At 46.8% G+C, this 24,211-nt stretch carries 20 protein-coding genes; 11 read left to right on the top strand and 9 right to left on the bottom strand.

Going from position 1 to position 24,211, the window contains the following annotated elements; all coding sequences use genetic code 11:
- Positions 1-30 precede the first annotated feature (30 nt).
- The 4 genes from QUB12_RS14930 to QUB12_RS14915 form a co-directional block, all read right to left on the bottom strand.
- On the bottom strand, positions 31-651 hold the full coding sequence (locus tag QUB12_RS14930) for a DUF6391 domain-containing protein (RefSeq protein WP_333307348.1): 621 nt from the start codon (positions 649-651) through the stop codon (positions 31-33).
- A gap of 177 nt (positions 652-828) precedes the next feature.
- Positions 829-1,545: an MORN motif-containing protein gene (locus QUB12_RS14925; RefSeq protein WP_333143345.1), complete on the bottom strand. Its 717-nt coding sequence runs from the start codon at positions 1,543-1,545 to the stop codon at positions 829-831.
- A 102-nt stretch (positions 1,546-1,647) separates the two neighbouring features.
- Entirely contained in the window at positions 1,648-2,412 is a 765-nt protein-coding gene (locus QUB12_RS14920) for an MORN motif-containing protein (RefSeq protein ID WP_333307345.1), read from the bottom strand.
- 215 nt (positions 2,413-2,627) lie between these two features.
- Positions 2,628-4,574, bottom strand: coding sequence for a hypothetical protein (locus QUB12_RS14915; RefSeq protein WP_333300628.1), 1,947 nt, complete (start codon positions 4,572-4,574; stop codon positions 2,628-2,630).
- A gap of 230 nt (positions 4,575-4,804) precedes the next feature.
- Here QUB12_RS14915 and QUB12_RS14910 point away from each other — a divergent pair, with 230 nt between their 5' ends.
- From QUB12_RS14910 to QUB12_RS14890, 5 genes are all read left to right on the top strand, one after another.
- Positions 4,805-5,500, top strand: coding sequence for a retropepsin-like aspartic protease (locus QUB12_RS14910; protein ID WP_333143328.1), 696 nt, complete (start codon positions 4,805-4,807; stop codon positions 5,498-5,500).
- A gap of 426 nt (positions 5,501-5,926) precedes the next feature.
- Entirely contained in the window at positions 5,927-7,528 is a 1,602-nt protein-coding gene (gene gpmI / locus QUB12_RS14905) for a 2,3-bisphosphoglycerate-independent phosphoglycerate mutase (RefSeq protein ID WP_333307341.1), read from the top strand.
- 479 nt (positions 7,529-8,007) lie between these two features.
- On the top strand, positions 8,008-8,247 hold the full coding sequence (secG, locus tag QUB12_RS14900) for a preprotein translocase subunit SecG (protein WP_333103648.1): 240 nt from the start codon (positions 8,008-8,010) through the stop codon (positions 8,245-8,247).
- Between the two features lie 275 nt (positions 8,248-8,522).
- On the top strand, positions 8,523-9,257 hold the full coding sequence (locus QUB12_RS14895) for a peptidase (protein ID WP_333307338.1): 735 nt from the start codon (positions 8,523-8,525) through the stop codon (positions 9,255-9,257).
- Between the two features lie 37 nt (positions 9,258-9,294).
- A complete protein-coding gene (locus QUB12_RS14890) occupies positions 9,295-9,762 on the top strand; it encodes an NUDIX domain-containing protein (protein WP_333307335.1) in 468 nt (155 codons plus the stop codon).
- Positions 9,763-10,021: 259 nt separating this feature from the next.
- On the opposite strand, the gene QUB12_RS14885 is transcribed toward QUB12_RS14890, so the two are convergent.
- Entirely contained in the window at positions 10,022-10,534 is a 513-nt protein-coding gene (locus QUB12_RS14885) for a rhodanese-like domain-containing protein (protein WP_333307332.1), read from the bottom strand.
- A gap of 380 nt (positions 10,535-10,914) precedes the next feature.
- Here QUB12_RS14885 and QUB12_RS14880 point away from each other — a divergent pair, with 380 nt between their 5' ends.
- The 3 genes from QUB12_RS14880 to QUB12_RS14870 are packed head-to-tail and all read left to right on the top strand — an operon-like array spanning position 10,915 to position 15,124.
- On the top strand, positions 10,915-11,637 hold the full coding sequence (locus QUB12_RS14880) for a hypothetical protein (protein ID WP_333307329.1): 723 nt from the start codon (positions 10,915-10,917) through the stop codon (positions 11,635-11,637).
- A 47-nt stretch (positions 11,638-11,684) separates the two neighbouring features.
- Positions 11,685-13,664: a P-loop NTPase fold protein gene (locus QUB12_RS14875; RefSeq protein ID WP_333307326.1), complete on the top strand. Its 1,980-nt coding sequence runs from the start codon at positions 11,685-11,687 to the stop codon at positions 13,662-13,664.
- A gap of 2 nt (positions 13,665-13,666) precedes the next feature.
- Positions 13,667-15,124: a DUF1802 family protein gene (locus QUB12_RS14870; RefSeq protein ID WP_333307323.1), complete on the top strand. Its 1,458-nt coding sequence runs from the start codon at positions 13,667-13,669 to the stop codon at positions 15,122-15,124.
- A 59-nt stretch (positions 15,125-15,183) separates the two neighbouring features.
- Here the strand turns inward: QUB12_RS14870 and QUB12_RS14865 are convergent, their stop codons facing one another.
- The 4 genes from QUB12_RS14865 to QUB12_RS14850 form a co-directional block, all read right to left on the bottom strand.
- Positions 15,184-15,900, bottom strand: a complete 717-nt coding sequence (locus tag QUB12_RS14865) for a Uma2 family endonuclease (RefSeq protein ID WP_333307321.1) — start codon at positions 15,898-15,900, stop codon at positions 15,184-15,186.
- A 40-nt stretch (positions 15,901-15,940) separates the two neighbouring features.
- Positions 15,941-16,777, bottom strand: coding sequence for a Uma2 family endonuclease (locus QUB12_RS14860; RefSeq protein WP_333307318.1), 837 nt, complete (start codon positions 16,775-16,777; stop codon positions 15,941-15,943).
- 48 nt (positions 16,778-16,825) lie between these two features.
- Positions 16,826-19,837 carry an EAL domain-containing protein gene (locus tag QUB12_RS14855; RefSeq protein ID WP_333307315.1) on the bottom strand — a complete coding sequence of 1,004 codons (3,012 nt, stop codon included), beginning with the start codon at positions 19,835-19,837 and terminating at the stop codon, positions 16,826-16,828.
- Between the two features lie 399 nt (positions 19,838-20,236).
- Positions 20,237-21,070 (bottom strand): prohibitin family protein, encoded by an 834-nt coding sequence (locus tag QUB12_RS14850; protein ID WP_333307312.1) that lies wholly within the window; start codon positions 21,068-21,070, stop codon positions 20,237-20,239.
- A gap of 625 nt (positions 21,071-21,695) precedes the next feature.
- Here QUB12_RS14850 and nfi point away from each other — a divergent pair.
- The 3 genes from nfi (at position 21,696) to QUB12_RS14835 (ending at position 24,207) form a co-directional block, all read left to right on the top strand.
- On the top strand, positions 21,696-22,349 hold the full coding sequence (nfi, locus tag QUB12_RS14845) for a deoxyribonuclease V (protein WP_333307310.1): 654 nt from the start codon (positions 21,696-21,698) through the stop codon (positions 22,347-22,349).
- A gap of 475 nt (positions 22,350-22,824) precedes the next feature.
- Entirely contained in the window at positions 22,825-23,055 is a 231-nt protein-coding gene (locus QUB12_RS14840; protein WP_006631632.1) for a KGG domain-containing protein, read from the top strand.
- A gap of 621 nt (positions 23,056-23,676) precedes the next feature.
- Complete coding sequence (locus tag QUB12_RS14835; RefSeq protein WP_333307308.1) at positions 23,677-24,207, top strand: FHA domain-containing protein; 531 nt, start codon at positions 23,677-23,679, stop codon at positions 24,205-24,207.
- The last annotated feature ends 4 nt before the right edge of the window (positions 24,208-24,211 follow it).

Below are 24,211 nucleotides of genomic sequence, written 5' to 3'. Positions count from 1 at the left end.
GTTGTTTGAGGTGGGCTTGATACTGTGCAGCTATTCAACCCAACGCACCCGCACAAAATGAGCTTCGCGTCCCCAGAAGTCGTGACTTACAGTAATATCAACAACACTCAAATTAAACGGAATAGCAGTGGTGACGTACCGCTGAGCCAGAGCTCCCACATCAGGGGCTAACTGAGCCGCAGCCGCAGCCGCTGCACCCAAACCTAAAAGTTGTAGAATCGGCCCGCGAGGCAGGGCTAAATTGATGCCAACAGCAAGTCCTGCCGTTAGCAGCATTGCCACCGACAAATTCGTGCCACAGCGGGGATGTACAGCTAAATCCCACTCTCCGCTGGCAATCCGCTGCAAAGCCTCGCGCACTGCCTGACGCAACTGTGCAATGTTAACGTGACCATAAAGATAAAACCCTTGGTCTGTGGACATTCCGCCCAATAACTCATTATCGGTTCTTCCTGTCGTCGCACCAAAGGATTGGCTTAGTACCCAAACAGTAGCGTGTTCCAAAGCATGAACTTGGCGCAAAGTCAAGACTTCCTTCAAACCGGGCACAAAATTGAGTTGTCGCAACAAATCAGCATCTTGAGTCCGCTGCGGGGCAAAGTCGAAGGGAAACTGGCCGGTGTGGCCGGAAGCAGAAGCAGTAGTTGTCATATCAAAACGCCTCCATTAACTCCATTAAGTGGATATTTAAGATTAGCAATTCGGTTGAGAAAAAGCCGATCGTAAATTATCAATAGTTGTGACTTTAAAACCTAGCAAGGGCAGGTTTTGTGCAAAAATTATTAGCCCTCAACCTGCCCTTACTAATAGAGCGCACTTATTTCCAGTTTATCGTTCGAGCCGCTGGCCGTCGCGGAACACTCCCGGAAACCGCCGGCCACTGGTATCGATAATTGTCCCTTTGCCGTGAGGCAATCCCTTGCGGAACTCTCCCTGATAGCGGATACCATTAGCAAACGCGCAGCTACCCCTAGCATCGAGTTCTTGATTATAGAACTGTCCCGAACACCGGGTACCGTCAGCGCGGGTGAACACCCCCGTACCCAAAGGCTTGCCCCCTAAAAATTGACCGACAAAGCGATCGCCGTTAGCAAAAATGAATTGCCCCTGTCCTGTCGGCGTACCCACTTTCCAATCCAGAGAAAACGGGCCTATATAGCGATCGCCATTAGTAAAAATAGCTGTCCCGGAGCTGATTCTGCCATCTCGGAATATGCCCTCGACGCGGGCGTCGTCCTTAAATATAAATTGTCCTCGACCGTTTGGCTGGCCTTGACGGAACTGCCCCTCATAGCGATCGCCGTTGGAATATACGTATACCCCAGTGCCACTCGGCAAACCGTTAACGAACTGTCCGATGTAGCTATCACCGCCGTCATAGTCGCACCTAACTCTACCTGTAGCGATAGCTGGGACGCAACGACCACTCGGAGCTCCTACCCCTACTTGCGCCATTGATGGCAAGGGATAAGTCGCGTAACTACCAATTCCCAACACTGATGTAACTAATAGAGCGATTCCACTGGTTTTAAAACGGGAAATCATTAACAAAGTCTCTCCTATACGCTTCTGGATATTATTTTGCTTCGTCATTTGTCTTTTGTCCGATTTCTGGTCAAAAGTGGCCTGAAAACCTCAATTTATGCTTTACGAAACTCCGCGTTTGCCGTTGCGAAATACCCCCGGAAAGCGCCTGCCGCTAGCATCGATCATCGTTCCGACACCGTGAGGCACTCCCTTTCGCAATTCTCCTTCATAGCGCGTACCGTTGGGGAAAGTGCAGGTGACACTAGCATCTAGTTCTTGATTAAAAAATCTGCCGGAACAGCGAGTGCCGTCTTTGCGTACTAATACCCCTGGGCCAAAGGGCGAACCTGCAAAGAATTGTCCTTCGTAGCGATCGCCGTTGGAGTAAAAAAATTGACCCCGCCCTGCTGGTTGGCTGCTAATAACATTAGTCTGAAGGTTCTGGACGACTCCGAAGTCTCCCACGTAGCGCTCACCGTTGGGGAAAACCACCGTCCCAGATCTCATCGTGCCGTCTTGGAACACGCCTATGTAGCGGGCATCATCTTTAAAAATGAATGTCCCTCTACCATTGGGCACTCCCTTCCGAAATTGTCCTTCGTAGCGATCGCCATTAGCGTAAACGTAGACTCCACTGCCGTCGGGGAGGCCGTTAACGAAGTTTCCCTCGTAATTATCGCCTGTCTCGTAATTGCATTTCACTCTTCCCGTCGGAGGATTTCCTTGGCAGAAGGGAGAGCGTTTTTCTTCTTCGGGTTTTGCCTCTGGTGTTGGCTGTGGTGTTGGTTGAGCCATTGATGGCTGGGGATTCAAGAGATTAGTGGCGCTGCCTATACAAGAAGCAACTAATATCACCATCCCTAATTTTTGAATTGAACCGAGCATGAGAAATCTCCTTTGACTTCCATTACTAATAGGGATTTTATAGAAGCTAAGACTCGCTGAAAAGTCTTCTATTTTTTAATCCCTAATGTTTCTTCCCAGAAGCGACTAACTCACTCTATATTAATTTTACCTTCAGATTCGATATCAGCCATAAACCCTAAGGGCAAAAATTAGAGTTTTTGCCCTTAGCATTTTTCATGCTTTAATGTCAATTTTCAGCGCCGCGTTGAGCTATTCGGATTTGGCCGACGGCTAATAACTGCATTGGCGGGTTTTTGTTCGCGACTTGCAGGTTTTTCGCCAACACCTTTGGCTACCTCAACGCCGTTTTCCTCTAGAATTACGACGGGATCTCCTCCGGGCTTGATATCCACCCGCTTCACCAACACTTGCCCGTTAGACAACCGCTGCCCGACTTTGACATATCGGCTGGTTGGTTCATTCGGTACTTTGACAATCACTTGCGTCTCGTTCCCGACTTTTACCACCCCACTGACTTCAGTGCCTGTAGCGAGGTCAGTAGAAGGCGGTGGCGGTGCTGCAGGAACTACGGGTATCTGGGGAGGAGGTGGGGGATTGGGGTCTCTCCACTGGGGCGGGCGCTTGTCTACTGGCAGTTCCGGCAGATCCGGCACTCCTATGGGTCTAGCTGCAATGGGCTGGGGCGGGCGCGGGGGTGCAGGACGGCGCGGATTCCTACCGGTAGTTGGTGATGAAGTTGGACGGCCGCCCAATTGAGGCGTATTGAGTCCCGGAACTTGGCGCGGCGAGCCAATTTCCGATCCATCGCCTCCCGGCAGAGAAGGATCTCCGGGGCGACTGCCCAATTGAGGCGTATTGAGTCCCGGAACTTGGCGCGGCGAGCCTATTTGCGCGCCTTCGCCTCCGGGAAAACCTGGCTGTCCGGGGCGACTGCCCAATTGAGGCGCATTAAGTCCCGGAACTTGGCGCGGGGAGCCAACTTCCACGCCTTCGCCTCCCGGCAGAGAAGGATCTCCGGGGCCCGCTGCTATTAACGGTGATCCCGCTGGGCGACGCCCTACTGGCGGGGGGTTTAGCCCAGGCACTTCTGGCAACCGGGCTAATTCCCGACCCAGGGCCCTCTCGCCTTCGGGCTGACGATTTGTCGGACTTTCGGATAGAACTGGCAGAAGAGGAGCTTTTGCGATTGTTCGCGCCTCATAGTCTTGATCGCGGAGGGCTGCATCAAGTCTATTCTTACCCTGTCGCCAAACTGCTTGCAGCAAATTTCCTCGCGTCACGCAAGAAAGTTCCCCCCTTCTTACTGTCGGCGGTCGATATACCTCAATTGCCTCGGCAATTTCCGGCACGATGGAACATCGGAGAGCATCAGCAGGTGATCTTTCTCCATAAATGTCCCACAAGTTTGAGGCTGTCCGATATTCATCCAGGGCCTTTTCTATTCTTCTGAATAATGGTCGGTTAGTTAGTAGTAACTCTCGTCTGACTACACCAACATTATCCTCTCTCAATGTTCCGTAAATAGTGTCGACCAATGTACCCACATCCCTATCGTACTCAGAGTTTTGTGTGGTCTCGTCTAGCAAAGCCTGAAGCGTCCTGAATTCGTTGACAACGCGTCTTGCTGTCGGGCTGAGATTGATTTGGGGAGCGGCCGGGCCTCTGAGCTTAGTTCCTCCAATTTGGACTGGGCGGGATAGTTCTGGCAGTTTAGGTATCATTGCCACCTGTCGCTGTGGCAGTTTGGGCAACGGATTGGCTGTCATGGGCCCTGCTGGGACTCCGCCGGGGATATCGCCAACTCCGGGAGGGTTTTGAACTGCGATCGGTGGCAGCGGCCCAAAGGGGTCTAACTGAGAAGGATTCGGTGTCACAGGGCCTTGGGGCACCGGCTGAAGCGGAAGCGTTGGATTCCTGTTTTTGTTGTTGCCGATGCCTGTTTGAGCCTGTCTCGCTCGTTCGTCTGGGTTGGTCGATCGAATTAACCCTGGAGGCTGGGCCGCTACTACTGGAGACTGGAATGTCTGAGTTCCTGGGGTGGGGCTGGCAGAGGCTGCCGGAGATGGAGAGGCTGCACTGGGGCTGGGGCTGGGGCTGGCTGTGTTGCTGCCCTCGCCACCACAGCCTGCGATCGAGAAAGCTAGTAGTCCTATAGTTGCAAAATATAAAAGTTTGTGCATTGCCGATCGTCCCCAAATGCTTAATTTCAAGATATCCAACAAGGCTCTGCAATTACAGCCTGTTGCCGTTTATCAGTTTATCTGTGTTCGATGTTATGCGATCGCTTGAAAATTGCCAAGTTTTCCTCACGATCCGATCGGACTCTTCGGCCGCTGGGTTTTGTGGAGCAAGTTAGGATATCAATGGCGGTCGTTGTGGGAAATATTGAAGCAATCAAGGTATTTAGATCATGGCAAAAGTGATTCTCAAGCGGATTTGGCGATCGGGCTTTGTTTTTGCGACCGTTTTGGTGGGTGTGGGATCGGTGGGGGGCGGCCAGGTGCATTCTGATTCACATCAGCCAGAAACCCAGGTGATGACATTGATGCCCGATGTGAGTTCCCAGCAGCACGCGCGGCGCAGCTATCCCGTTCCCCGCAGGGGTTCCCGAAGGGTAGGGAATCGCACTATAACGGGATCGGGATTGACAACTGGCAAATTGTACTCTCAGTTTTGGAACCCGTCAAATGGTGGTGCCAAACCCCCAGCAAATCAACGGGCGAAGCCTCCGGGGAATCCACAGGTATTTCAAGCTAAAATCAAGCGTCGCGCAGGCGGGACGCCGGTGATTGATGTGGTATTTAACGGCAACCAGACTTTTGAGATGATTCTCGATACCGGCGCCAGTGGCACTTTGATTTCTCAGCGGATGGCTACTGCACTGGGAGTGAGGCCGGTGCGTACCATCAGAGCGGGGATCGCTGACGGTAGCTTTGTCGAGTTCCCCATCGGCGTAGTGCGATCGATTCGGGTTGGGGGTGCTGCGATCCAAAATGTCGAAGTGGCGATCGCCAAACAAATGCCAATAGGTCTGCTCGGTCACGATTTCTTTGGCAATTACGATGTCAAAATTAAAAAAGATGTTGTAGAATTTTATGTCCGCTGAAAGTGAGCCGATTCGGAAACGGATTTTTGCTCAACTGGTTTAAAGTTATTCCCAGCCCAGTCAAAGCTGTTTAATCTATTCCTTGAGGCAGTAGTAAAAGTCCGCCATCTGTGGTATTCTTTTTAGTGTTTAAATAGCAACCTACCGTTAAACAATTCGTGAAAATGCGGCCGCAAAAGCAGGGTCGCTGTTGGTGAGATAGGTAACAGCCTCCGACTGTGCATTCACAGTACAGCCCAAGGCAATCAATTAAACAATTCCCAAAGCAGGTCGAGATTAGTTCCCACAATACTGTGGCTAAGGGAATTTGGGTGGGCTTTGTTCAGCCGGAGCCTAAAAAATATGTAAACTGATTAGCGGCAGATGTTCCGCAAAATCGGAAATCATGAAAATCGAGAAATTAATTATTGTAAATAAGGTATTCACATGGCACAAGCGTCTGTATCTCCTGTAGTGCTGATTATTCTAGACGGCTGGGGTTATCGTGAAGAAAAAGACGGAAATGCGATCGCCACTGCGAAAACACCCGTGATGGACAGTCTCTGGGCCGCTTATCCCAGAACTCTGATTAAAACATCGGGTCGGGCGGTAGGGCTGCCAGACGGGCAAATGGGTAACTCAGAGGTTGGTCACTTGAATCTGGGTGCGGGCCGCGTGGTTCCTCAAGAGTTGGTGCGGATCTCGGATGCAGTGGAAGATGGTTCTTTGCTCAACAATAAAGCGCTGGTTGGGCTTTGCGAGAAAGTCCGCGCCACGGGCGGCAAGTTGCACCTGACTGGTCTTTGTTCTGAAGGTGGGGTTCATTCCCATCTCAGTCATATTAAGGGTTTGCTGCAATTAGCAAAGGCACAGGGAATTTCTGATGTTTGCATTCACGCGATTACTGACGGTCGCGATACTACTCCGAAAGAGGGTGTCGAAGCTCTAGGCAAGATTGAAAGTTATATCGCAGAGGTAGGGGTCGGTCGGATTGCGACCATTAGCGGCCGCTACTACGCGATGGACAGGGACAAGCGCTGGGATCGGGTGCAGCGGGCTTACGAGGTGATGACGACTGAGGGTGCGCCTGACGGTCGATCGGCGGTTGATGTGTTGCAGGCCTCTTATGCTGAAGGAGTGACCGACGAGTTTGCAGTTCCGACTCGGATTGCTCCGGGGGCTGTGGCATCGGGGGATGGGCTAATTTTCTTCAATTTTCGCCCGGACAGGGCTAGAGAATTGACTCAGGCTTTTGTATCTCCCGATTTTAAGGGGTTTCAACGGCAGTTAATTGAGCCGCTGACGTTTGGGAGTTTTACTCAGTACGACCCGAAGTTGTCGTCAGTAATGGTGGCTTTTGAACCGCAGAATTTGAACAATATTCTGGGCGAGGTGATTTCTAAGCACGGTTTGCAGCAGTTGCGGACGGCGGAAACTGAAAAGTACGCTCATGTGACTTATTTTTTTAATGGGGGTCTGGAAGAGCCTTTTATCGGAGAACACCGGGAGTTGGTGCAGAGTCCGATGGTGGGGACTTACGATGAGGCGCCCCAGATGTCGGCGGATTTGGTGACGGATGGGGTGGTGACGGCTTTGGAAAAAGGCATCTATTCGTTGATGGTGATTAACTACGCTAACCCGGATATGGTTGGTCATACGGGGATGATGGATGCGACGATAATTGCGATCGAAACTGTGGATAAATGTTTGGGGCGGCTGTTGAGCGCGATTAGTAAAGCTGGGGGAACGGCAATTATTATTGCTGACCACGGAAATGCTGAGCAGATGTTTGACGATGACGGGAATCCCTGGACGGCTCACACTACTAACCCCGTGCCGTTTATTCTGGTAGAAGGTGAAGGTCTGAAGATTCCGGGTCACGGAACGGATGTTCCTCTGAGGACTGATGGTTCTTTGGCGGATATTGCGCCGACGATTCTGGAGCTGTTGAGGTTGCCTCAGCCCCCGGAGATGACGGGACGTTCTATGATTGAACCCGCTAATTTTGAAGTTCGCGCCAATCGCACTCCGGTGCGAGTCCGATTGTAGTAGGGACGCAGCAGCAGTAGGGACAAAGGCGTCGTGCATTGGTGTCAACTTAAGCTGTCATCCGCCCAGTCCTCCCGCCCATCCGGTAGTCCGCCAGGGAATGAATTCCCTGTCTAATAGCGAAAGTCCTCTCAAGAGGACTAATGAGTTTAAAAATTCGGCGTTGCTGAATTGGGGTATGAAATTTGTAGGGGCAATCCCCCCGTGGTTGCCCCACTGCTGACAGCGTAAGCACTTAGAATTACCCCATCAGGCAAAATCAAACTTGGATTCAGCAGCACCAAAAATTCTTCTTTTCAGTCCTCTTAAGAGGACTTTCGCTTTGAGACAGGGAATTCATTCCCTGGCGGACTGGCGGACTAACAGCTTAATTTGACAACAATGGGTACGATGCTGTGTCCCGGAGGAGATTGTGTGCGATCGACCGAATTTGATATGATAATAAATTACCGATTACTAATTACCAATTACCCCCGATTATGGATATTGTTTCTGTGTTACAAGTTATCTGGTCTTTGTCTGCTTTAGGACTTGTGATTTTTGTGTTGCTGCACAGTCCTAAAGGCGATGGTATTGGAGGGATTGGCGGACAAGCTCAATTGTTTACCAGCGCCAAGAGTGCAGAAACGAGTCTGAACCGCATTACTTGGGGTCTGTCTATTGTTTTTATGGGTTTGACTGTGATTTTGAGTGCTGGTTGGTTGACGCCTAAGTTATAAAATTTGGATTTGTAACCACATTAGCTCACGGGCGGGACGCCCGTGCCACATTAGTTCACGGGCGAGACGCCCGTGCCACATTAGCTCACGGGCGAGACGCCCGTGCCACATGAGTTCACGGGCGAGACGCCCGTGCCACATTAGCTCACGGGCGAGACGCCCGTGCCACATTAGCTCACGGGCGAGACGCCCGTGCCACATAAATAAATATTGTGGGGTGTAGGGGTTGGGCTTCTAGCCCGCCCTAAAGATGAAATTTAAGTGCGGTTGCAAAAATGCGGTTGGGGAAAGTGACATTAAAACCTCGATTGCTGGCTGGTTTGGGATTGGCTTTATGTTGTTTTAGCCTGATAGTTTTTACTCAGGTTAATACTCCGGCAACGAGTCTTTCTTCTCTCCCGAATAGTTTTCCGCCTCCACAGGTTCACCCTTTGCCGCCCACGCTGGCCAATTGGCAAGATTCCACCGATAGCGGTGATTATTTTGACCAGGTTAAGCCACCGAAATTTGGTCATTTGTTGTGGTCTAAGTTTCCGATTCAGGTTTATGTTGAGCGTCCAGTTGATGCTAATAAGTCTGAAGAATGGATGGCGGCTGTGTTGGATGTGGTGCGAGAATGGGGGGTTTATTTGCCTTTGGAAGTGGTGGATAGTTCGGAGGTGGCTGATATTAGGATTTTACGTCGGGCTCCGCCTTTGCGTCAAGGGGTTTTGCGATCGCGTTCTGGAGAGGCTACCTATGAATTGTACGACCGTAGGGATGGGGATAAAACTGTGTTATCTCATCGGTTTTCGGTTTATTTGAATCCGACTCAAGTGGGTAAGTATGTTCCGGCGACGGCGGCGACGGCGCGGCACGAGTTGGGTCACGCTTTGGGAATTTGGGGCCACAGTTTGATGGAAACTGATGTGCTTTATTTTTCTCATGTGAGAAATCCTCCGCCTATTTCAGCGAGGGATGTTAATACTTTGAAGCGGGTTTATGAACAGCCGACTCGGTTGGGGTGGTAATATTAGTTTTGATATGTAAAATCGTGTCAGTAAAAAGATGAAAGATGAAGCTTTTGGCATTGTACCAGTTTTTGCGACTGAAACTGATAGTTTGTTTTTATTGATTCAACATCAAGCGGGACATTGGGCGTTTCCTAAAGGTCACGCGAATCAGGGAGAATCTGCGCTAGAAACGGCGAAGCGGGAGTTTGAGGAGGAAACTGGCATCCGCGATTGTGAAGTGCTTGAGGAGCCTAGTTTTGTGGAACGTTATTCCTTTGTTAAGGAAGGGAAGCCTAGTTCTGTGGAACATTATTCCTCTGCAAAGGAAGGAGAATCAATTGAAAAGACTGTTACTTACTTTTTGGCTTTTGTAAATTCAATGGAGGTTAAGTTGCAAGTAGAGGAAGTTCAAAATTCGGCCTGGACTTCCTTTGAGGATGCAGTTAAGCTGATTACTTTTGATGGGAATCGGCAAGTTTTAAGGGAAGTCAAAGCATTTTTGGACGCGAGGAAGGAGTGTTAATCAGTCTTGGATACACACACTTGTTTATGTAGAAGGTGCATTATTCACTTTACGCTATAAGTAGCCTGTTAAAGCACTTTTGCGTCCGCGAATGTTAATATCTAGTCCGGTTATACGATCGCAATTAAGTTTGTAGTAAGGACTTTAGTGCTTAGTGACTGCAAGCTTTAAGAGAGAGCTTGATTCCTTACTACAAACAAATTATTTTGTTAGATACCCAACTTCTTCAATAAGTCGGGGATCTAGGTATTCGGTGTGATTATTTGTTGACTTTCTGCGCTTCGGCGTGGTGTTGCAAGCGAGAGAAAACGTTGTATGCGTCGGGGCCGGGAGTATCGTGTTCGCCAGAGCCGTCCATAGGGCCGTCAATGGCTTTCCAAGCAGGAATTCCGCCTTTGAGTTCGGCTACTTTTTGAAAGCCGGCAGTGCGTAGAAGATTGGCAGCTTCGGCGGTTTGTTGGTCGTTTTCGCCGTAGATGTAGATGTCACGGATGGGTTCTAAACTCGATTGTGCGCGCTCAACTAATTCGTCCATTGGCATCATTACCGCGCCGGTAATGTGGCTTTTGGTGAAGCTTTCAAAATCACGAGCGTCGATGATTGTGAGTCCGGGTTCGCCCCAATCTAAACGGGCTTTGAGGTCGTGGCTAGATGCTTGAGCTTTTAAACCAGGAGGGGTGGGAGTAATGTCGGGAAGTTTTTCTTTGATGTTGGAAATTTGGTCGGGAATAGTTTTCATGGGAAAAATGTTGTTCAATGTTTTGATTGCCATTGCAATGTAACAAGATGTTTAGATTGAATTCGTCTTTCTAAAGGCAGAATCCGGCATTGAACTAAAGTCGCAGTTAAGCTGGTTTGTGGGTTGTTAGCTGCGGTTGGGATCGCTACTTTAGTTGAGGTTGCTAGAGTGTAGCGGGCTGTGCTTAAAATGGTTTCGATCGCATTTGGTGCAGAGAATTAGAATTGCGATCGCTCTTTCGATCCGATATTTTATCAAACAATCACCTTTTAGTCAATACCTATTATTTTTAAATGAAATTTGCATAAGTTGTGCGTAGCCTCGCGCGGATTTTTGCGGAAAAGTTTTAAATGATTATCAACAAGGTTTCTGGTAAAATTTAAGAGTAAAAACAAGTATTTAAAGGTATGGATATGTCTGAGAAAAGTGAAGTTGCGATGCCTATAACTTTGACACCGGAAGAGCAAGCGGTGTGGGATGCGAAGGCGAAAGTTCGGGTACTGCTGAATTTGTGGGATTTGAGCGGCGGGAAGATGAAGGTGAAAAAGGGGGATTTGACTAAGCGGATTGTTCGCACTAATGAGACGAGTCAGAGATATCTGGGAGTTCTCGGCGAGTTGCAGGCGACTGGGGCGATCGAGTATTCGCTGGTAAATCGGGTGACGCTGGTGGAATTGAGCGCGAAGGGGAAAGAAGTTTTAGCGGAAGGCTTGAAAAGTAAGGATTCTCTGTTTGAGTTTGATGGTTCTCAAATTGGTACTCGGCTGGGAAATTCTTTGTTGAAGTGGATTCGGCATCAGGATGGTGCGGCAAGTGTTCGGGTTGAGAAAGGGAAAGGGGATGTAGGGGCGATCGCATCCTATGACGATTTTAAGGCTGTGGCGATCGATGTGTATGACAGCTTGAACCGGGATTATAACTTAGACGATTTAGTGCCGATTTATCGGATGCGTCGGGCGATCGGGGAAAGGGTAGGGCGATCGGAGTTCAATGAGTGGCTGTTGGAAATGCAGGCTACTGATATTTTTCAGCTAATGGCAGGGGAAACCCCAGACATCACCCCAGATAAACGTGAAGACTCAATCATCATTCCTGGTGGTACATTGCGTTACTACGCCAAGCGCTTAAATCCATAAAATTGTTCTCAATCTTTTTGTAGTTCGTTACCTCACACCCGATAACCATGAACAATATACCAGTTTCCCCGATAGAAGCCCTGAATGCTGCCATTCAAAATCACAATCCATTTAGCAAAGCTGGCATTGTCAAAGAGCAAGATATTTGGGGGAAAGGGTTCCCCGATCTTCCTACTCTAAATGCTCATGCTTCCGATGCAATTTTTCAGGCAGTTGAAAAAGTAAAGACAAGTCAATCTAGTCAAGAAAAGGTGAGTTCACTGGTATTAACTGCTTCAATGGGAGTGGGAAAAAGCCACATTTTGAATCGTACTCGCCACAGGCTAGAAAGCAATGGTAATGCTTTATTCGTTTATGCGAGTGTTAGTAATTACACAGACTTAAACTTTATCAACTACCAATTTCAGCAAACTTTAGTTAATAGTTTAAGTCGCCTAAGTAGCCAAGGTGTCATGCAATGCCAGGAAATAGCAGCAGCAATGGCTAACGAATGTTTCAAAGCTATTAATCCTGCTACACCAAATCTTTCTCCTCAAAAACTACTAGATCAATTTGATCAAGTATGTGCTAGTTGGGTTACTAAAAATAAAAATTACATGAAAGCCCTAACTAAGCAATTTCTTAAGACAAGATCAAATGTAGACCCTTATATTCTTCGAGCTGTTTTGTGGACATTATCAGAAACTGAAACACCTTTTGCTATCAAATGGTTGTCTGGTGAAGAGTTAGATAAAGCTAAAGCTGAGGAACTAGGATTGCCGACTAATTCCGGCAAGACTAATCAGGATAGAGAAGTAGAATCTCTTAACAATGTCCAGAAAATTTTAAATTTGGTGAGTTACTACCGTCCTATCATCATTTGTTTTGATGAAATAGATCTAAATCGAGATTGGTGTAGCAGTGAGGGATTACCAATAGTGCAGGTAATTGCCATTCTAGTTAAGCGTTTGTACGATACTCTCGAACAATCAGAACTCAGTCAAGGTTTAGTTATTATCACAGTAATGGCACCCGATACTTGGCAACAAGTTAATCTGATGCCTGGTAGTATACCCGATCGAATTTCAACATACACGCAGCGAAAACCAATCGATTTAAACTACTTGAATGGCGATTCTTTAGTTGATTTAGTCAAACTATGGTTGCAAGATTTTTATCAGACCAGAAATTTAAATCCTCCTCATCCGGTCTACCCATTTGAGGAAAGTCAACTGAGAGAATATGGCCGAGGTAAGCCAACTGTACGCGAAGCTTTGACATGGTGTGCCGAGAATTTTAAAGTTTTTATGCCTCCAACGCCTGAACTTCCAGAAGATCCTGCTGAACGGTTTGATCTTGCTTTTACCAAGGAACTTGAGGAAGACATCCGAGAGGATATAAAGGATAGTTTCACAATTGCTAATGCTATTTGCTTTGGCTTTTTAACCCTGATAGATGAGACTGTGGATAATGTAAAAATAAATAACATTATGACAGAGGTTAAACCCAAATTACAAAATGCGAATTGGATTGATTTCAAGATAATTGGTGTCGAAAATGGGAAAAAAATCAAGATTGGTGTTGCAGTCATTCAAACTTCTCAATCTGACTTAGTTGCTGGATTAAAGCGCTTAATTGATTATCAAAAGTTTGATTTGACTCGCGGTTGTTTAGTCCGTTCCCAATCAAAAATAGAGAAAATGAGCAAAAACTCTCCAGCATACAAGCTACTAGAACAACTCGTATCAGTAGAAAAAGGCGGTGAGTTGGTGTACTTGATTGAAGAGCAAATAAAACCGTTATTTGCTCTCCGTGCTGTTTATGAAAAATGCACAGAGTATAATTTAACCCAAGACGAGGTTTTTGATTTAATATCTCAGAAAAAGCTCACTTTTGACAATCTTTTACTGCGAGAAATTTTGAGCGATCCGTCGAATCAAATGCCTGTGGTTGATGAGGAAGATGAACTCCAACTTTTAGATGATATTTTCAACCCTACCAGCAGTGATGATACAGATGATGGCGATCTAAGCGACCAATTTAGTTAAGTATGAACCAATCAATTTTGCTTCAAACAGCACTGGCTTTACCAGTTCCACATATTGAAGCTTTAATCCAAGGACGAATGATTGCAGCTATGCCTCGGATGTTTCTGAATCCGGGGCGGACATTTGCTTTGTATCCAGCCGATAATTCTAATATGCCCTTGATGAAACCTAAGCAAATGAGCTTGTTTCCAGAGTCAGGGCAATTAGAACTCCCACTGGTAGTTTCAGATAAAGTTTCGATCAAAGCTTGGGCTAAGTGCGAATTGTGCCAAATGGTGAATGAGGCGGAATCATTAGAAGCTTTGTCGCGATTAACCATCTGGAAAACAGAGGCATTACAGCAAATTCTCCAGCAGCGTCCTTTTATTTTTGTAGCTTACCTGCGGGTTTATTTGCTACCTCAGCCGCTAGAAATGTCTGTGCATCCCAGCGGCAATTTTGTACCTTTGCCAAAGTCTCTAAATGTTACTGATTCAACGCCTGTGTTGAGCGAGTCTATCTTTGCTAAACGCCGTCAAAAGCTGGAAAAACTAGAGCCTCCTGAACATCCAGAATTGGAAGAGTTGCAAAGTGCATTAGTGCAGTTATCCACCACCAACCCAAAAGCCAAACAACTAGACGCAGAAATCAAAATGTTTCTAGGTTGGAGTAGCGATAAGCCTGTAAAACCAATCAAACCGGATTTATCTTGGATAAAGACTATAGCAGCTTTGGGAAATCGCAGCATAGAACTAGAAGAAAAAAAAAGCAACTATCAAGCAGGCACAGATTTTGAGAATATCACACGTCAAAGCCTTGAATTCTTAGGATTCAAGATTGAGAATGCCTACAAAGGCGGTGCTGGTGGTTTAGATTTATTTTGCTCCCAACCCTATCCCTTAGTTGGTGAGTGTAAAGCGGGTAGGCTTATCCCTAGTCGAACTGCTGAGGAATTGATTAAACTAGGAGGAATGCACTTAAGTCGGGATAAATTTTTAGAATCTACCAAGTTAGTGATTGGCCCTGGCAATCCTTCGGTGGATATGTTGAAAGCAGCACAAGAATGGAAAGTTAGTATTATCAATGCCATGACTTTACAGAAGCTAGTTGAGTTAAAAGCTAAATATCCAGGTGCTGTCAACTTAGTTGAACTCAAGCCCTATCTAGAAATGGGCCGGCAAATTGACGACAGAATTAATGATTATATTCAGAAAGTTGAAAGAGAAATTAGGCTGCGATCGCAAATCATACAAGCAGTGAAACAACTTTGCTCAGATAGCGACTTTCCAACGGTTGTTGAGATTAAAGTTCAATACAATGCTAGATTTGCCACCACTGATTCTAAGCTGACAAACGAATCAGTAAAGGATTTGACTATAGAACTTTCTTCACCGCTGACTGGTTACTTAGGGCGAATTAAAGGAGAAAATTGGCAAAGCGATCGCTTTTATTTCCTGCGCGACTTGTCCCTAGATGATTGAGATACGTCAAGGGCGATTCCCTGCGGGATAACTTCGCTTCACGTACTCCATCCAATTTCCTACACAGCATCAGGATCTATGCCCAGTTCCCGTAACCTCGCCGCCAACCTTTCAGCTTTCTGCAATTGAGCTTGTTCTGCCTTAATTAACCATTCCACCAATGGCGGATCTAAAATTTCATTGACTGATAATCTCAGATTGGGAAATACTACAGATTCCATTTCATCACCCGGCAAGTAATTTACCTCTGTATAAATGTCATCACCTTCGAGAAATGCCATAACTCGCACCCGCTGTCTGTTTTCTGCGGGGTCAACAATTACATATTCTGGCACATCAGCTAAGTTGTACTCCGCTCGTTTAGTTATATAATCAACCCGCCGATTTTCGGTGACTACTTCTATTACTACTAACGGCGTTTCATCAAAGCCAAGATTGCCTCCTCCGGGTCTAGCACCAGCTTGTTCCAAAAGACTTTGAGTGCAGACAACTACATCAGGAATACGGGACGAATTTTCTTCGGTTCTCACTCCTAAGCCTCTTTTTACTACTAAATCAAGATTGTGGGTGACTACGTAACGCCGCAACTGGTAAACTAAATATTCGCAAATTTTGGTGTGTAAAACTGTAGCTATTGGCATCGGAATTAATTTGCCTTTGTACAGTTCATATTGTACATCAAGTTCCCCTTCATAAAATCGGTATTCTTCAAAGGTTAGTGTGGGTAAATTATCAACTGGCTGTTCTGTTAAAACTGGCGGAATTGATTGAGACATATCTTTGTCACCTCAGCGAGTATTTCTGATTATTTTAAATTTAAACGACAGTATCAGGATCTACTCCCAATTCCCGCAACTTAGCCGCCAATTTTTCAGCGAGTTGACTCTGCTGCTCAGCGAGTTGACTTTGCTGCTCAGCGAGTTGACTTTGCTGCTCAGCGCGTTGACGCTCCTCCTCAGCGCGTTGACGTTCGATTACGGCTTGTTGCTGTGATTCCTGCAACTCAGCTCGTTCTGCCTTCACTAACTCCTCCACCAATGGCGGATTTAGTATTTCATCCACCGATAAAACGAAATCTGGAAATACTACAGATACAATCTCTTCACCTGGAAAGAAATCTGTATGCGTGTAACCATCTTCACCTTCAATAAATGCTAAAATTCTGATTTTTTGCTTCCCACATTTAGGGTCAACAATGCAATATTCTGGCACATTCGCTAATTCATACTGTGCTCGTTTAATTATGTAATCTGCCCGTCGATTTTCACTCACTACCTCTACTACTAATAGCGGTGTTTCTCCTAAGTCAAGGATGCCTGAACCAGGCTGGGCAAGTATTTGTTCCCACAAACTTTGAGTGCAGACAAGTACATCGGGAATGCAAGATGTAGCATTTTCTGTTCTCACTCCTACAGAAGTTTTTACTACTAAATCAAGATTGTGAGCAGCTAGGTAACGCTGCAATTTGTAAACCAAATATTCACAGATGCTTGTGTGTAATGCTGTCGCTGTTGCCATTGGTATTAATTGGCCTTTGTACAGTTCGTATTGTACATCAGGTTCTCCTTGATAAACTCTGTATTCTTCAAAGGTTAAAGTTGGAGAAGTATCTGTTTGCTTTTCTTCTAAAGCTGGGGCGATTGATTGAGACATAGGTTTTGGTATGAGTTTATCTTGATACAATTCCTATTGTAGATCGGATTACCATTTGGGCGATCGCCTCAACAAGGCTGTAGCTGCCTCACTGTCGAGAGGTTTAGAGAAAAAGTACCCCTGACCGTACTCGCAGCCGATCGACCGCATTTGAGCCAATTGGACGGCGGTTTCGACACCTTCTGCCACTACCTCCATCCCCAAACTGCGGGCCAGCATCACGATCGCCCGCACGATTTCCAAATTTTCGCCCATTTCCCCAATGCGACTGACAAAAGAGCGATCGACCTTCAAAATATTAATCGGGAACTTGTGCAAATAACTCAGAGACGAATAACCCGTGCCAAAATCATCAATGCACAAATCAATCCCCAAGTCTCTCAACTGCGAAAGCATCGCCGCCGCCGCTTCCCCATCTTCCATCACCACAGTCTCAGTAATCTCCAACTTCAAACAGCGAGCATCAACACCCGTTTCCTGCAAAACTTGCTTAATTTGCTGGATGGATTCCGGTTCCGAAAACTGCCTCCCGGAAAGATTTACTGCTACAGTCAGCCGCGAATTTCCCCCAAGTAAATTCAAACTCTGCCACTTAATAATTTGACGGCAGCTTTCGTTTAAAACCCACAAACCCAAAGGCATAATTAACCCAGTTTCCTCCGCCATCGCAATAAATTCCATCGGGGAAACTAAACCCCGTTCCGGGTGCAGCCAGCGCACCAGCGCCTCAAATCCGATAACTGAGCCAGTTTTCAAACTAACGATCGGCTGATAATAAACAGTAAAAGGACATTCCAATTTTAAAGCGGTCACTTGCGACTTCGGACGCTCCAATCTGCGATCGATTTCACTCATCGGCGAGTTTTCCGCCGCCGTCCCACAAGCGAAATCCACGATCGAATATTTCAAATTTAGTTCTTCAACCGACTCCCGCAAATCGTGTTCCAAGTGCATCAAAGCCACAGCGCGAGCGTGCATCGCACTGGTAAAAACTTCGTAGCGAGCTTTACCGAGAGCTTTTGCCCGGTACATCGCAATATCAGCATCGCGCAAAATATCTCCCGGCCACTGATATTTGTCGGTATTCAAAGCAATGCCGATGCTAGCAGTAATTAAAACTTTATTACCTTCCAAATTCAGCGGTCGTTCGATCGTTTTGAGAATTTCCTTTGCTTGGGCGATCGCCTCATCAACACCATGAATTTCTTCCAGCAAAATCACAAACTCATCTCCCCCCAGACGAGCCACCGTATCCCCTGGCCGCAAACAAGTCAAGAGACGGCGAGCCACAGCCACCAACAGCCGATCGCCCGTGCGGTGTCCCTGACTGTCATTAATCACCTTAAACCTGTCCAAATCCAGAAACAGCACCGCAAACTGATAGGTTGGATGCCGTTGGGCACGGGCAAAAGCTTGCCCCAACCGGTCAGTCAACAAAGCACGGTTGGGCAACTCCGTCAGCGCATCGTGCAAAGCATCGTGCAACAATTGTTCTTCAGCCAGCTTGCGCTCAGTCACGTCGTGACAGTTGACCACAATTCCCCGCACCGAAGGTTCGTTGAGCAAATTAGTCGCCACCGCTTCCAACACGCACCAGGAACCATCCTTGTGTTGCACTCGGTATTCCGCCATTCCCAGGCTAACTTTCGGCGTTTGCATGACACCTTTGAACACTTGATCCACTATCAGCAATTCGTCAGGGTGAATCAAGTCAAATATAGATCTGCCGAGAACTTCCGCCGTCGGGTAGCCCAAAATCCGCTCTAGGGAAGGAGAGACATAGCGGCAAAAGCCTTTCTCGTCGAGAATTACAATAATGTCTCTAGCATTTTCAATCAACGATCGAAAGCGCTTCTCGCTTTGCCGCAGCTCTTGTTCGGTGCGCTTGCGATCGGTAATATCGGTATTCATGTAAATCTGACCGACAATTTTCCCTGTAGCGTCTTTAATAGCATCGGCCCGCAGCAACACTTGCAAAGTTTCACCGCTTTTAGTGCAGTTGGTAATTTCACCAAACCAAGAATAACCTTGGGCGATCGTGTCGAGTACCTCCCTAGCAACTGCAGGGTCAGCAAAAACTGCCGATATACCTCCGGCTAGCTTAAATTCCTCTGCGGTGTCCCACTCAAATAGCTGAGAAAACGCTTGATTTTGATAGATGTGAGTGCCGTTCGCATCGCTGATGCCGATCGCGTCACTCGAACTTTCCACCGCCTTGCGAGTCAGCACCAGAGCTTCTTCTGCCAGCTTGCGCTCGGTAATGTCAATCCCTACCAGACAAGCTGCTTTGCCCCGATCGTACTTTTGAGCGACAATCAAATAGTATCCCTCCGACTCTCCCCCATCGGTTTGTACCTTAACGTTGAGTTCTTTAACCGCTTCCGTAGCGTCGTCGGCAAAAAACTCCACCACAAAAGAGTTAAAATCCGAGCTAGCAGCCAGAAAACCAATATCTTGACCGACAAAAGCCGACGGCGGCAAACCATGCAGTTTGGCTAAGTGCTGGTTAACCCCCAAATAGCGCAAATCCGAGCTAATCCAAGATACTGTGCCCGGAACTGCTTCCAAAATCGTTTGCAGTTGGTCGTTAGCTTGCTGCAATGCTTGCTGCACTTCACATATTGGTTCCGACAAGTCAGACTGAACTCCTACAAAGTGAGTCAAATTAGCGTTGTCGTCTCGCACGGGAGATAGCGATAATTTGCTCCAAAAAGGAGTGCCGTCTTTGCGGTAATTTTTGATTGGTGTCTGGATTTCTTGACCTTGGCGCAAGGCCTCGCGGATCTTAGCTACAGTAGTTCGATCGGTATCCGGGCCTTGCAAAAATCGGCAATTACGCCCCAAGATTTCACTGGCGCAGTAACCTGTCATCCGTTCAAAGGCCGGATTGCAATAAATTATGGGACAATCGGGTGCATTGGCGTCAGCAATGACAATGCCGCAGCTACTAGCGGCCAAGGCTCGATCGCGCAGCCACAGGGCTTCTGACGCTGTATGGCGATCGTCGGCACTCCCCACTTCACCTAAATTAGAAATTGACTGGTTCTCCCGATCTCCCATCAGCCGAACTTTCAAGCAAACCTTTACAATTTCCGAGTTGCTTCTTACTTTAACGTTTTTCAGGACTCGCGCAACGTAAATTGTATCTTGGTATTTAAGTAAGTGGGATCTAACTCACATCTTGCACCATTCTCAATTACTTGTTTAGGAACAGGCTTTTCGGCCTGTTCCACAAGAAAACTCATTCTTTGTGGAACGGGCATCTTGCCCGTTCTTGACAATGGTGCAACATCTGAGATTTAACCTTAGTTGTTAGTTGTATTTTATACGCTTGCTGTTCGGCATTTAAAAAAGCACATCTTCACATCCGCAGTGAAAAACCCTCTATTCTTCCCCCCCTCAGACTCTCTCCCCCTCCCCCCTTCTCCCCGCACCCTGGCCATCACGATCTGCCGCAGCTTATTTAGCAGGAGTTGCAGGTTGAGAAGTCGGCGGCGCAATATTAATTAATGGCAAAGTTCCGCCTCCTCCCATTACTGTCGGAAACTGGCCGTTCCATTTTTCAATTGCTTGCTGCTGCAAAATTTCGGCTGTTAATGTTTGCCGCTGCAAGCGTTGAGCTTCAGCTTTACCTTTAGCACGGTTAATTTCAGCTTGAGCATCTTGGGTGGCTTTTTTAACTGTAAATTCTGCTTGTTTAGCTTCTTGTTCGGCTATTTGTTTCGATTCGATGGCTTTGCTAAATTCGGGAGAAAAGCCAAAATTTATTAACGAAACATCTCTGACAATGACGCCGTAAGGTTCCAAGCGCTTTTTAAGGCTGTTGTCGATTTCTGTTTTGAGTTCGGTGCGCTTAGTGATAATTTCTTCTGCGGTTTTTTTAGAAGTTGCTGCTTTGAGAACTTCCGAAATAGCCGGACTCAAAATGCTGGTAACAATTTGTTCTTCCTCTCCTATTTGTTGGTAAATTTGATTTACTTTGGCGGGATCAACATTCCAGTTGACTGCCAAATCGGTCGTAATGCTTTGCAAATCTTTGGATGCTGCATCTGCTTTCAAATCTGTTTTTTGTACCCTCACGCTGAGAGTTTTTACAGAGGTGACGATCGGGAAAATCGGGTGAATGCCTTCATCTAAAATCGTGTTTTGAACTTTCCCGAAGCGCATCATAACGCCGCGTTCCCCTGGGCCGACGAGGGCAAAAGGTCTTAAAATCAAGGCGGCGATGATGAAGACGATGCCACCGACGATGTAGAGAGCTAGGTTGTACTGAACACTTTTCAGGGTTTTCATATGTTAATTCACCTATGTTGTGTTACTTGATGTTAGTTTTATCTTCGCTATTATCTAAAATTATAACTTCATGTTAAGGGTGCAACAACTCATAAATTAATTGATTCTTTTTCATAAAAGTCATATACTTGCGAGGGTCTGGGAATCTCTTAGCTCGATGAGCGGGGATGTATAATGGCACTTGTAGCTGGGTGAGATTATTGATTAATAAATGTTTCCATCATCTTGACAAAGCGGAGTTTTTTAGATAAAGCCGAAGTAAATAGATAGCTCGATCGCTCTTTGACAAGCGATAAAAGGGCGATCGGAAAGAGAAAGCTTTCTAGAAAGCGAAAAAATCAGAATTGAACAGCTAATTTTTGGGTAAATTTTAATGGTAAATGGCAGGTGCGTGCCACAAAAACCTTTGCGGGTTGCTGCAAGCCACGAAAGATAGAATTTCCCTCTGCGAGGTACAGACTTTATATGTAGAATAAGCCGACACCCGCCTTGCTCAACCCTCCTGAGTAGAAAAAAGACTGCTTGGGCAAGTTGGGAATTTATCGCTACAAACGATAAAACTCTGAGTTTAAAAATGCCCGAAAATAAGTTAAGCTTAGATGAGAACGGTTGAAGAGAAATCAAAATGTTGCAGCGACACCCTTGGCCGCAGACAATTGAAGAGGCGATCGCCATTCAAGAACAGCTTCGGTCAGAGGTAATTACCGAAAATCAACTGGACACAGTTCGGTACGTCGCCGGTGTAGATGTCGGCTACGACAGTGCAAACGACGTATCGCGGGCCGCTGTAACAGTTCTGAGCTTTCCAGACTTGCAATTGCAGCAGCAAGCTGTGGTTCGCAGTCCTACAACTTTTCCTTACCTTCCGGGTTTCCTGTCTTTTCGAGAAGTGCCTGCAGTTCTCGAAGCTTTAGAAAATATCAGTTTGAGGCCAGACTTGATATTGTGCGACGGTCAAGGACTAGCCCATCCCCGCCGATTCGGTCTTGCGTGCCATTTGGGGGTTTTGACAGGGATTCCCACGATCGGAGTTGCCAAAAATCGATTTATGGGAGAACATTCAGAAGTCGGACTCGATCGGGGCAGTTGGCAACCCTTGCTGTTGGAGGGATCAACCGTAGGAGCCGCGCTGAGGACGCAAACAGGGGTAAAGCCGATGTATGTGTCGATAGGTCATAAGGTAAACTTGATCAGTGCGATCGAGTACGTCCTGCGCTGCGCCCCAAAATATCGCTTACCAGAAACCACTCGATCGGCAGACCAACTAACATCGGGATAACTGGCAAGCGCGGAATGCCCCAAAAAAAAAGTAAAAAGACCAAAAAAGCATCCGTCTTTGGACTTTTAATTTTTGAGGTGGCGCCGCCCGAGTCGAAAAATCCTCTGAGTCTACTGCCAATCAGCTTTCGGTTCCATCCTTCCTGCGAACTAAAGCATCCTTCCAGCGAACTAAAGAATGACTATACCTGAGAAAGAGGTATAAAAGTTGGGGGGGTTTATAGAATGATTGAAAGACAGTAACCAGCTTAAAACATTGGCGGCTCTAACTATAGTGCCCGGGCGTGAACTATTTTTAGTTCACATTTGTAAATTATGAAAGATTCATCCTGCGAGTTAAACCAAAAGCTTAGATTCGTGTGATGAGGTTTCATAATTTACCGTCGGATATCTCACCACTGACTGGGAGTAACCACGACAGTGGGAGGCGAAGGCGCGATCGAGCTAAAAAATCAGAAACAAACAAGGAGACAGTCATGGCTGAGAAAAGCAAACGCGGATTCGCTTCTATGGATGCAGAAAAACAGCGCGCAATTGCTAGCAAAGGCGGAAAAGCTGCACACGAGAAAGGAACTGCACACGAATTCACCCCTGAAGAAGCCAGACAAGCTGGTCAAAAAGGCGGCGAAGCTGTCAGCAGAAATCGCGAACACATGGCTCAAATTGGTCGCGAAGGCGGTCGGAAAAGCCGCAAGAGCGAAGCTTAAGTCTCTTAAGGCTGGCCCTGTAATGAAAGATGGCACAGTTGCAGCGTGAGAGCAATTGCTAGGACAGTGAACGTTTGAGGAGGTGGGGCGATCGAAGTTACCGAGGTAGTTCGATCGTCCCACCTCCAAAATTCGTCACTAGCGCACCAAAGCTTCGCAAATGTGAAAACCCCACAGGAATTAGTTTTTAGCAATCCCTGGCAAATCTTGAACAGCAATTTTTTAACAAAGGTGCACTGGGGTCAATAATTTTGCGGGAAACAAAAGCTGACAAGCGCGATTAAGTCTCTCAAAAAAAGCCCATACGAGCACTAAAAGCCCCGAATTCAGGGCTTTTTTGTATAGCTGCACATAATATTTTTAGAAGTGCGATCGAGTCGGCGTCATTCGATTTTAGATTTTAGATTTTAGATTTTGGATTGACTTGCGCGAGATTAATTCGGGGGCTTGAGGATTTTAGATTTTAGATTTTGGATTGACTCCACGGATAAATCACGTGGCGGGTACCACCTTTGAAATTCTTGGTCAATAATTATAATTAAGTTTTTTGGTGAGGAAGTCCCTCCTCAAAATAAATCAGCTAATATTTTTTTATATTTTTGAGCAGCAAACTATACAATCATGACAAACCAGCTCACTTTAGCATGGACAGAAGCTGGGGTGCGCCAAACTCAGACAATTGAAAACGGACAGCCGAGCAAAAATCCCGGAACCGTGAGGCTAGGGCGCGATCCGGCGAAGTGCGATATAGTATTTTCGCATCCCAGCGTATCGGGGCTGCACGTTGAAATATTTTTTAATCAGGAATTGCAGGAGTATGCAGTGCGGAATTTGCGCGAAAGCAATCCGCCGCTGGTAGATGGAAAAATTCTCGCCCGAGGGGAAGCAAAATTGAACTCGGGAAGCCATATCCATTTAGGCCAAGTCCAAATTGAGGTGGTGAATGTGACGGAGGTGCAAGTAGCCGCGCCGCAGACAGTTTTGCTGTCTGGGCCTCCCGCACATGGTAACTTTCAGCCGACGGGGCCTTCAAAATATGGTTTGCAGTGTCCCAAATGCAGCCGAATTTCGCCTTACGCGCAGTTGAATGCGGGGTGTCCGTGGTGCGGTACTTCTTTGGCGGCGGCAGCGAGTGTGATGATCTCTCCGTGAAAGT

The organism is Microcoleus sp. B7-D4, from assembly GCF_036705125.1.
GTDB lineage: Bacteria > Cyanobacteriota > Cyanobacteriia > Cyanobacteriales > Microcoleaceae > Microcoleus.
This window is presented reverse-complemented; position numbering and strand designations above follow the sequence as displayed.

Bases quoted from the DNA above. Each gene is read 5' to 3' on its own strand.
- QUB12_RS14930 (WP_333307348.1), bottom strand. From the start codon at position 651: ATGACAACTACTGCTTCTGCTTCCGGCCACACCGGCCAGTTTCCCTTC.
- QUB12_RS14925 (WP_333143345.1), bottom strand. From the start codon at position 1,545: ATGATTTCCCGTTTTAAAACCAGTGGAATCGCTCTATTAGTTACATCA.
- QUB12_RS14920 (WP_333307345.1), bottom strand. From the start codon at position 2,412: ATGCTCGGTTCAATTCAAAAATTAGGGATGGTGATATTAGTTGCTTCT.
- QUB12_RS14915 (WP_333300628.1), bottom strand. From the start codon at position 4,574: ATGCACAAACTTTTATATTTTGCAACTATAGGACTACTAGCTTTCTCG.
- QUB12_RS14910 (WP_333143328.1), top strand. From the start codon at position 4,805: ATGGCAAAAGTGATTCTCAAGCGGATTTGGCGATCGGGCTTTGTTTTT.
- gpmI (WP_333307341.1), top strand. From the start codon at position 5,927: ATGGCACAAGCGTCTGTATCTCCTGTAGTGCTGATTATTCTAGACGGC.
- secG (WP_333103648.1), top strand. From the start codon at position 8,008: ATGGATATTGTTTCTGTGTTACAAGTTATCTGGTCTTTGTCTGCTTTA.
- QUB12_RS14895 (WP_333307338.1), top strand. From the start codon at position 8,523: ATGCGGTTGGGGAAAGTGACATTAAAACCTCGATTGCTGGCTGGTTTG.
- QUB12_RS14890 (WP_333307335.1), top strand. From the start codon at position 9,295: ATGAAAGATGAAGCTTTTGGCATTGTACCAGTTTTTGCGACTGAAACT.
- QUB12_RS14885 (WP_333307332.1), bottom strand. From the start codon at position 10,534: ATGGCAATCAAAACATTGAACAACATTTTTCCCATGAAAACTATTCCC.
- QUB12_RS14880 (WP_333307329.1), top strand. From the start codon at position 10,915: ATGTCTGAGAAAAGTGAAGTTGCGATGCCTATAACTTTGACACCGGAA.
- QUB12_RS14875 (WP_333307326.1), top strand. From the start codon at position 11,685: ATGAACAATATACCAGTTTCCCCGATAGAAGCCCTGAATGCTGCCATT.
- QUB12_RS14870 (WP_333307323.1), top strand. From the start codon at position 13,667: ATGAACCAATCAATTTTGCTTCAAACAGCACTGGCTTTACCAGTTCCA.
- QUB12_RS14865 (WP_333307321.1), bottom strand. From the start codon at position 15,900: ATGTCTCAATCAATTCCGCCAGTTTTAACAGAACAGCCAGTTGATAAT.
- QUB12_RS14860 (WP_333307318.1), bottom strand. From the start codon at position 16,777: ATGTCTCAATCAATCGCCCCAGCTTTAGAAGAAAAGCAAACAGATACT.
- QUB12_RS14855 (WP_333307315.1), bottom strand. From the start codon at position 19,837: ATGGGAGATCGGGAGAACCAGTCAATTTCTAATTTAGGTGAAGTGGGG.
- QUB12_RS14850 (WP_333307312.1), bottom strand. From the start codon at position 21,070: ATGAAAACCCTGAAAAGTGTTCAGTACAACCTAGCTCTCTACATCGTC.
- nfi (WP_333307310.1), top strand. From the start codon at position 21,696: ATGTTGCAGCGACACCCTTGGCCGCAGACAATTGAAGAGGCGATCGCC.
- QUB12_RS14840 (WP_006631632.1), top strand. From the start codon at position 22,825: ATGGCTGAGAAAAGCAAACGCGGATTCGCTTCTATGGATGCAGAAAAA.
- QUB12_RS14835 (WP_333307308.1), top strand. From the start codon at position 23,677: ATGACAAACCAGCTCACTTTAGCATGGACAGAAGCTGGGGTGCGCCAA.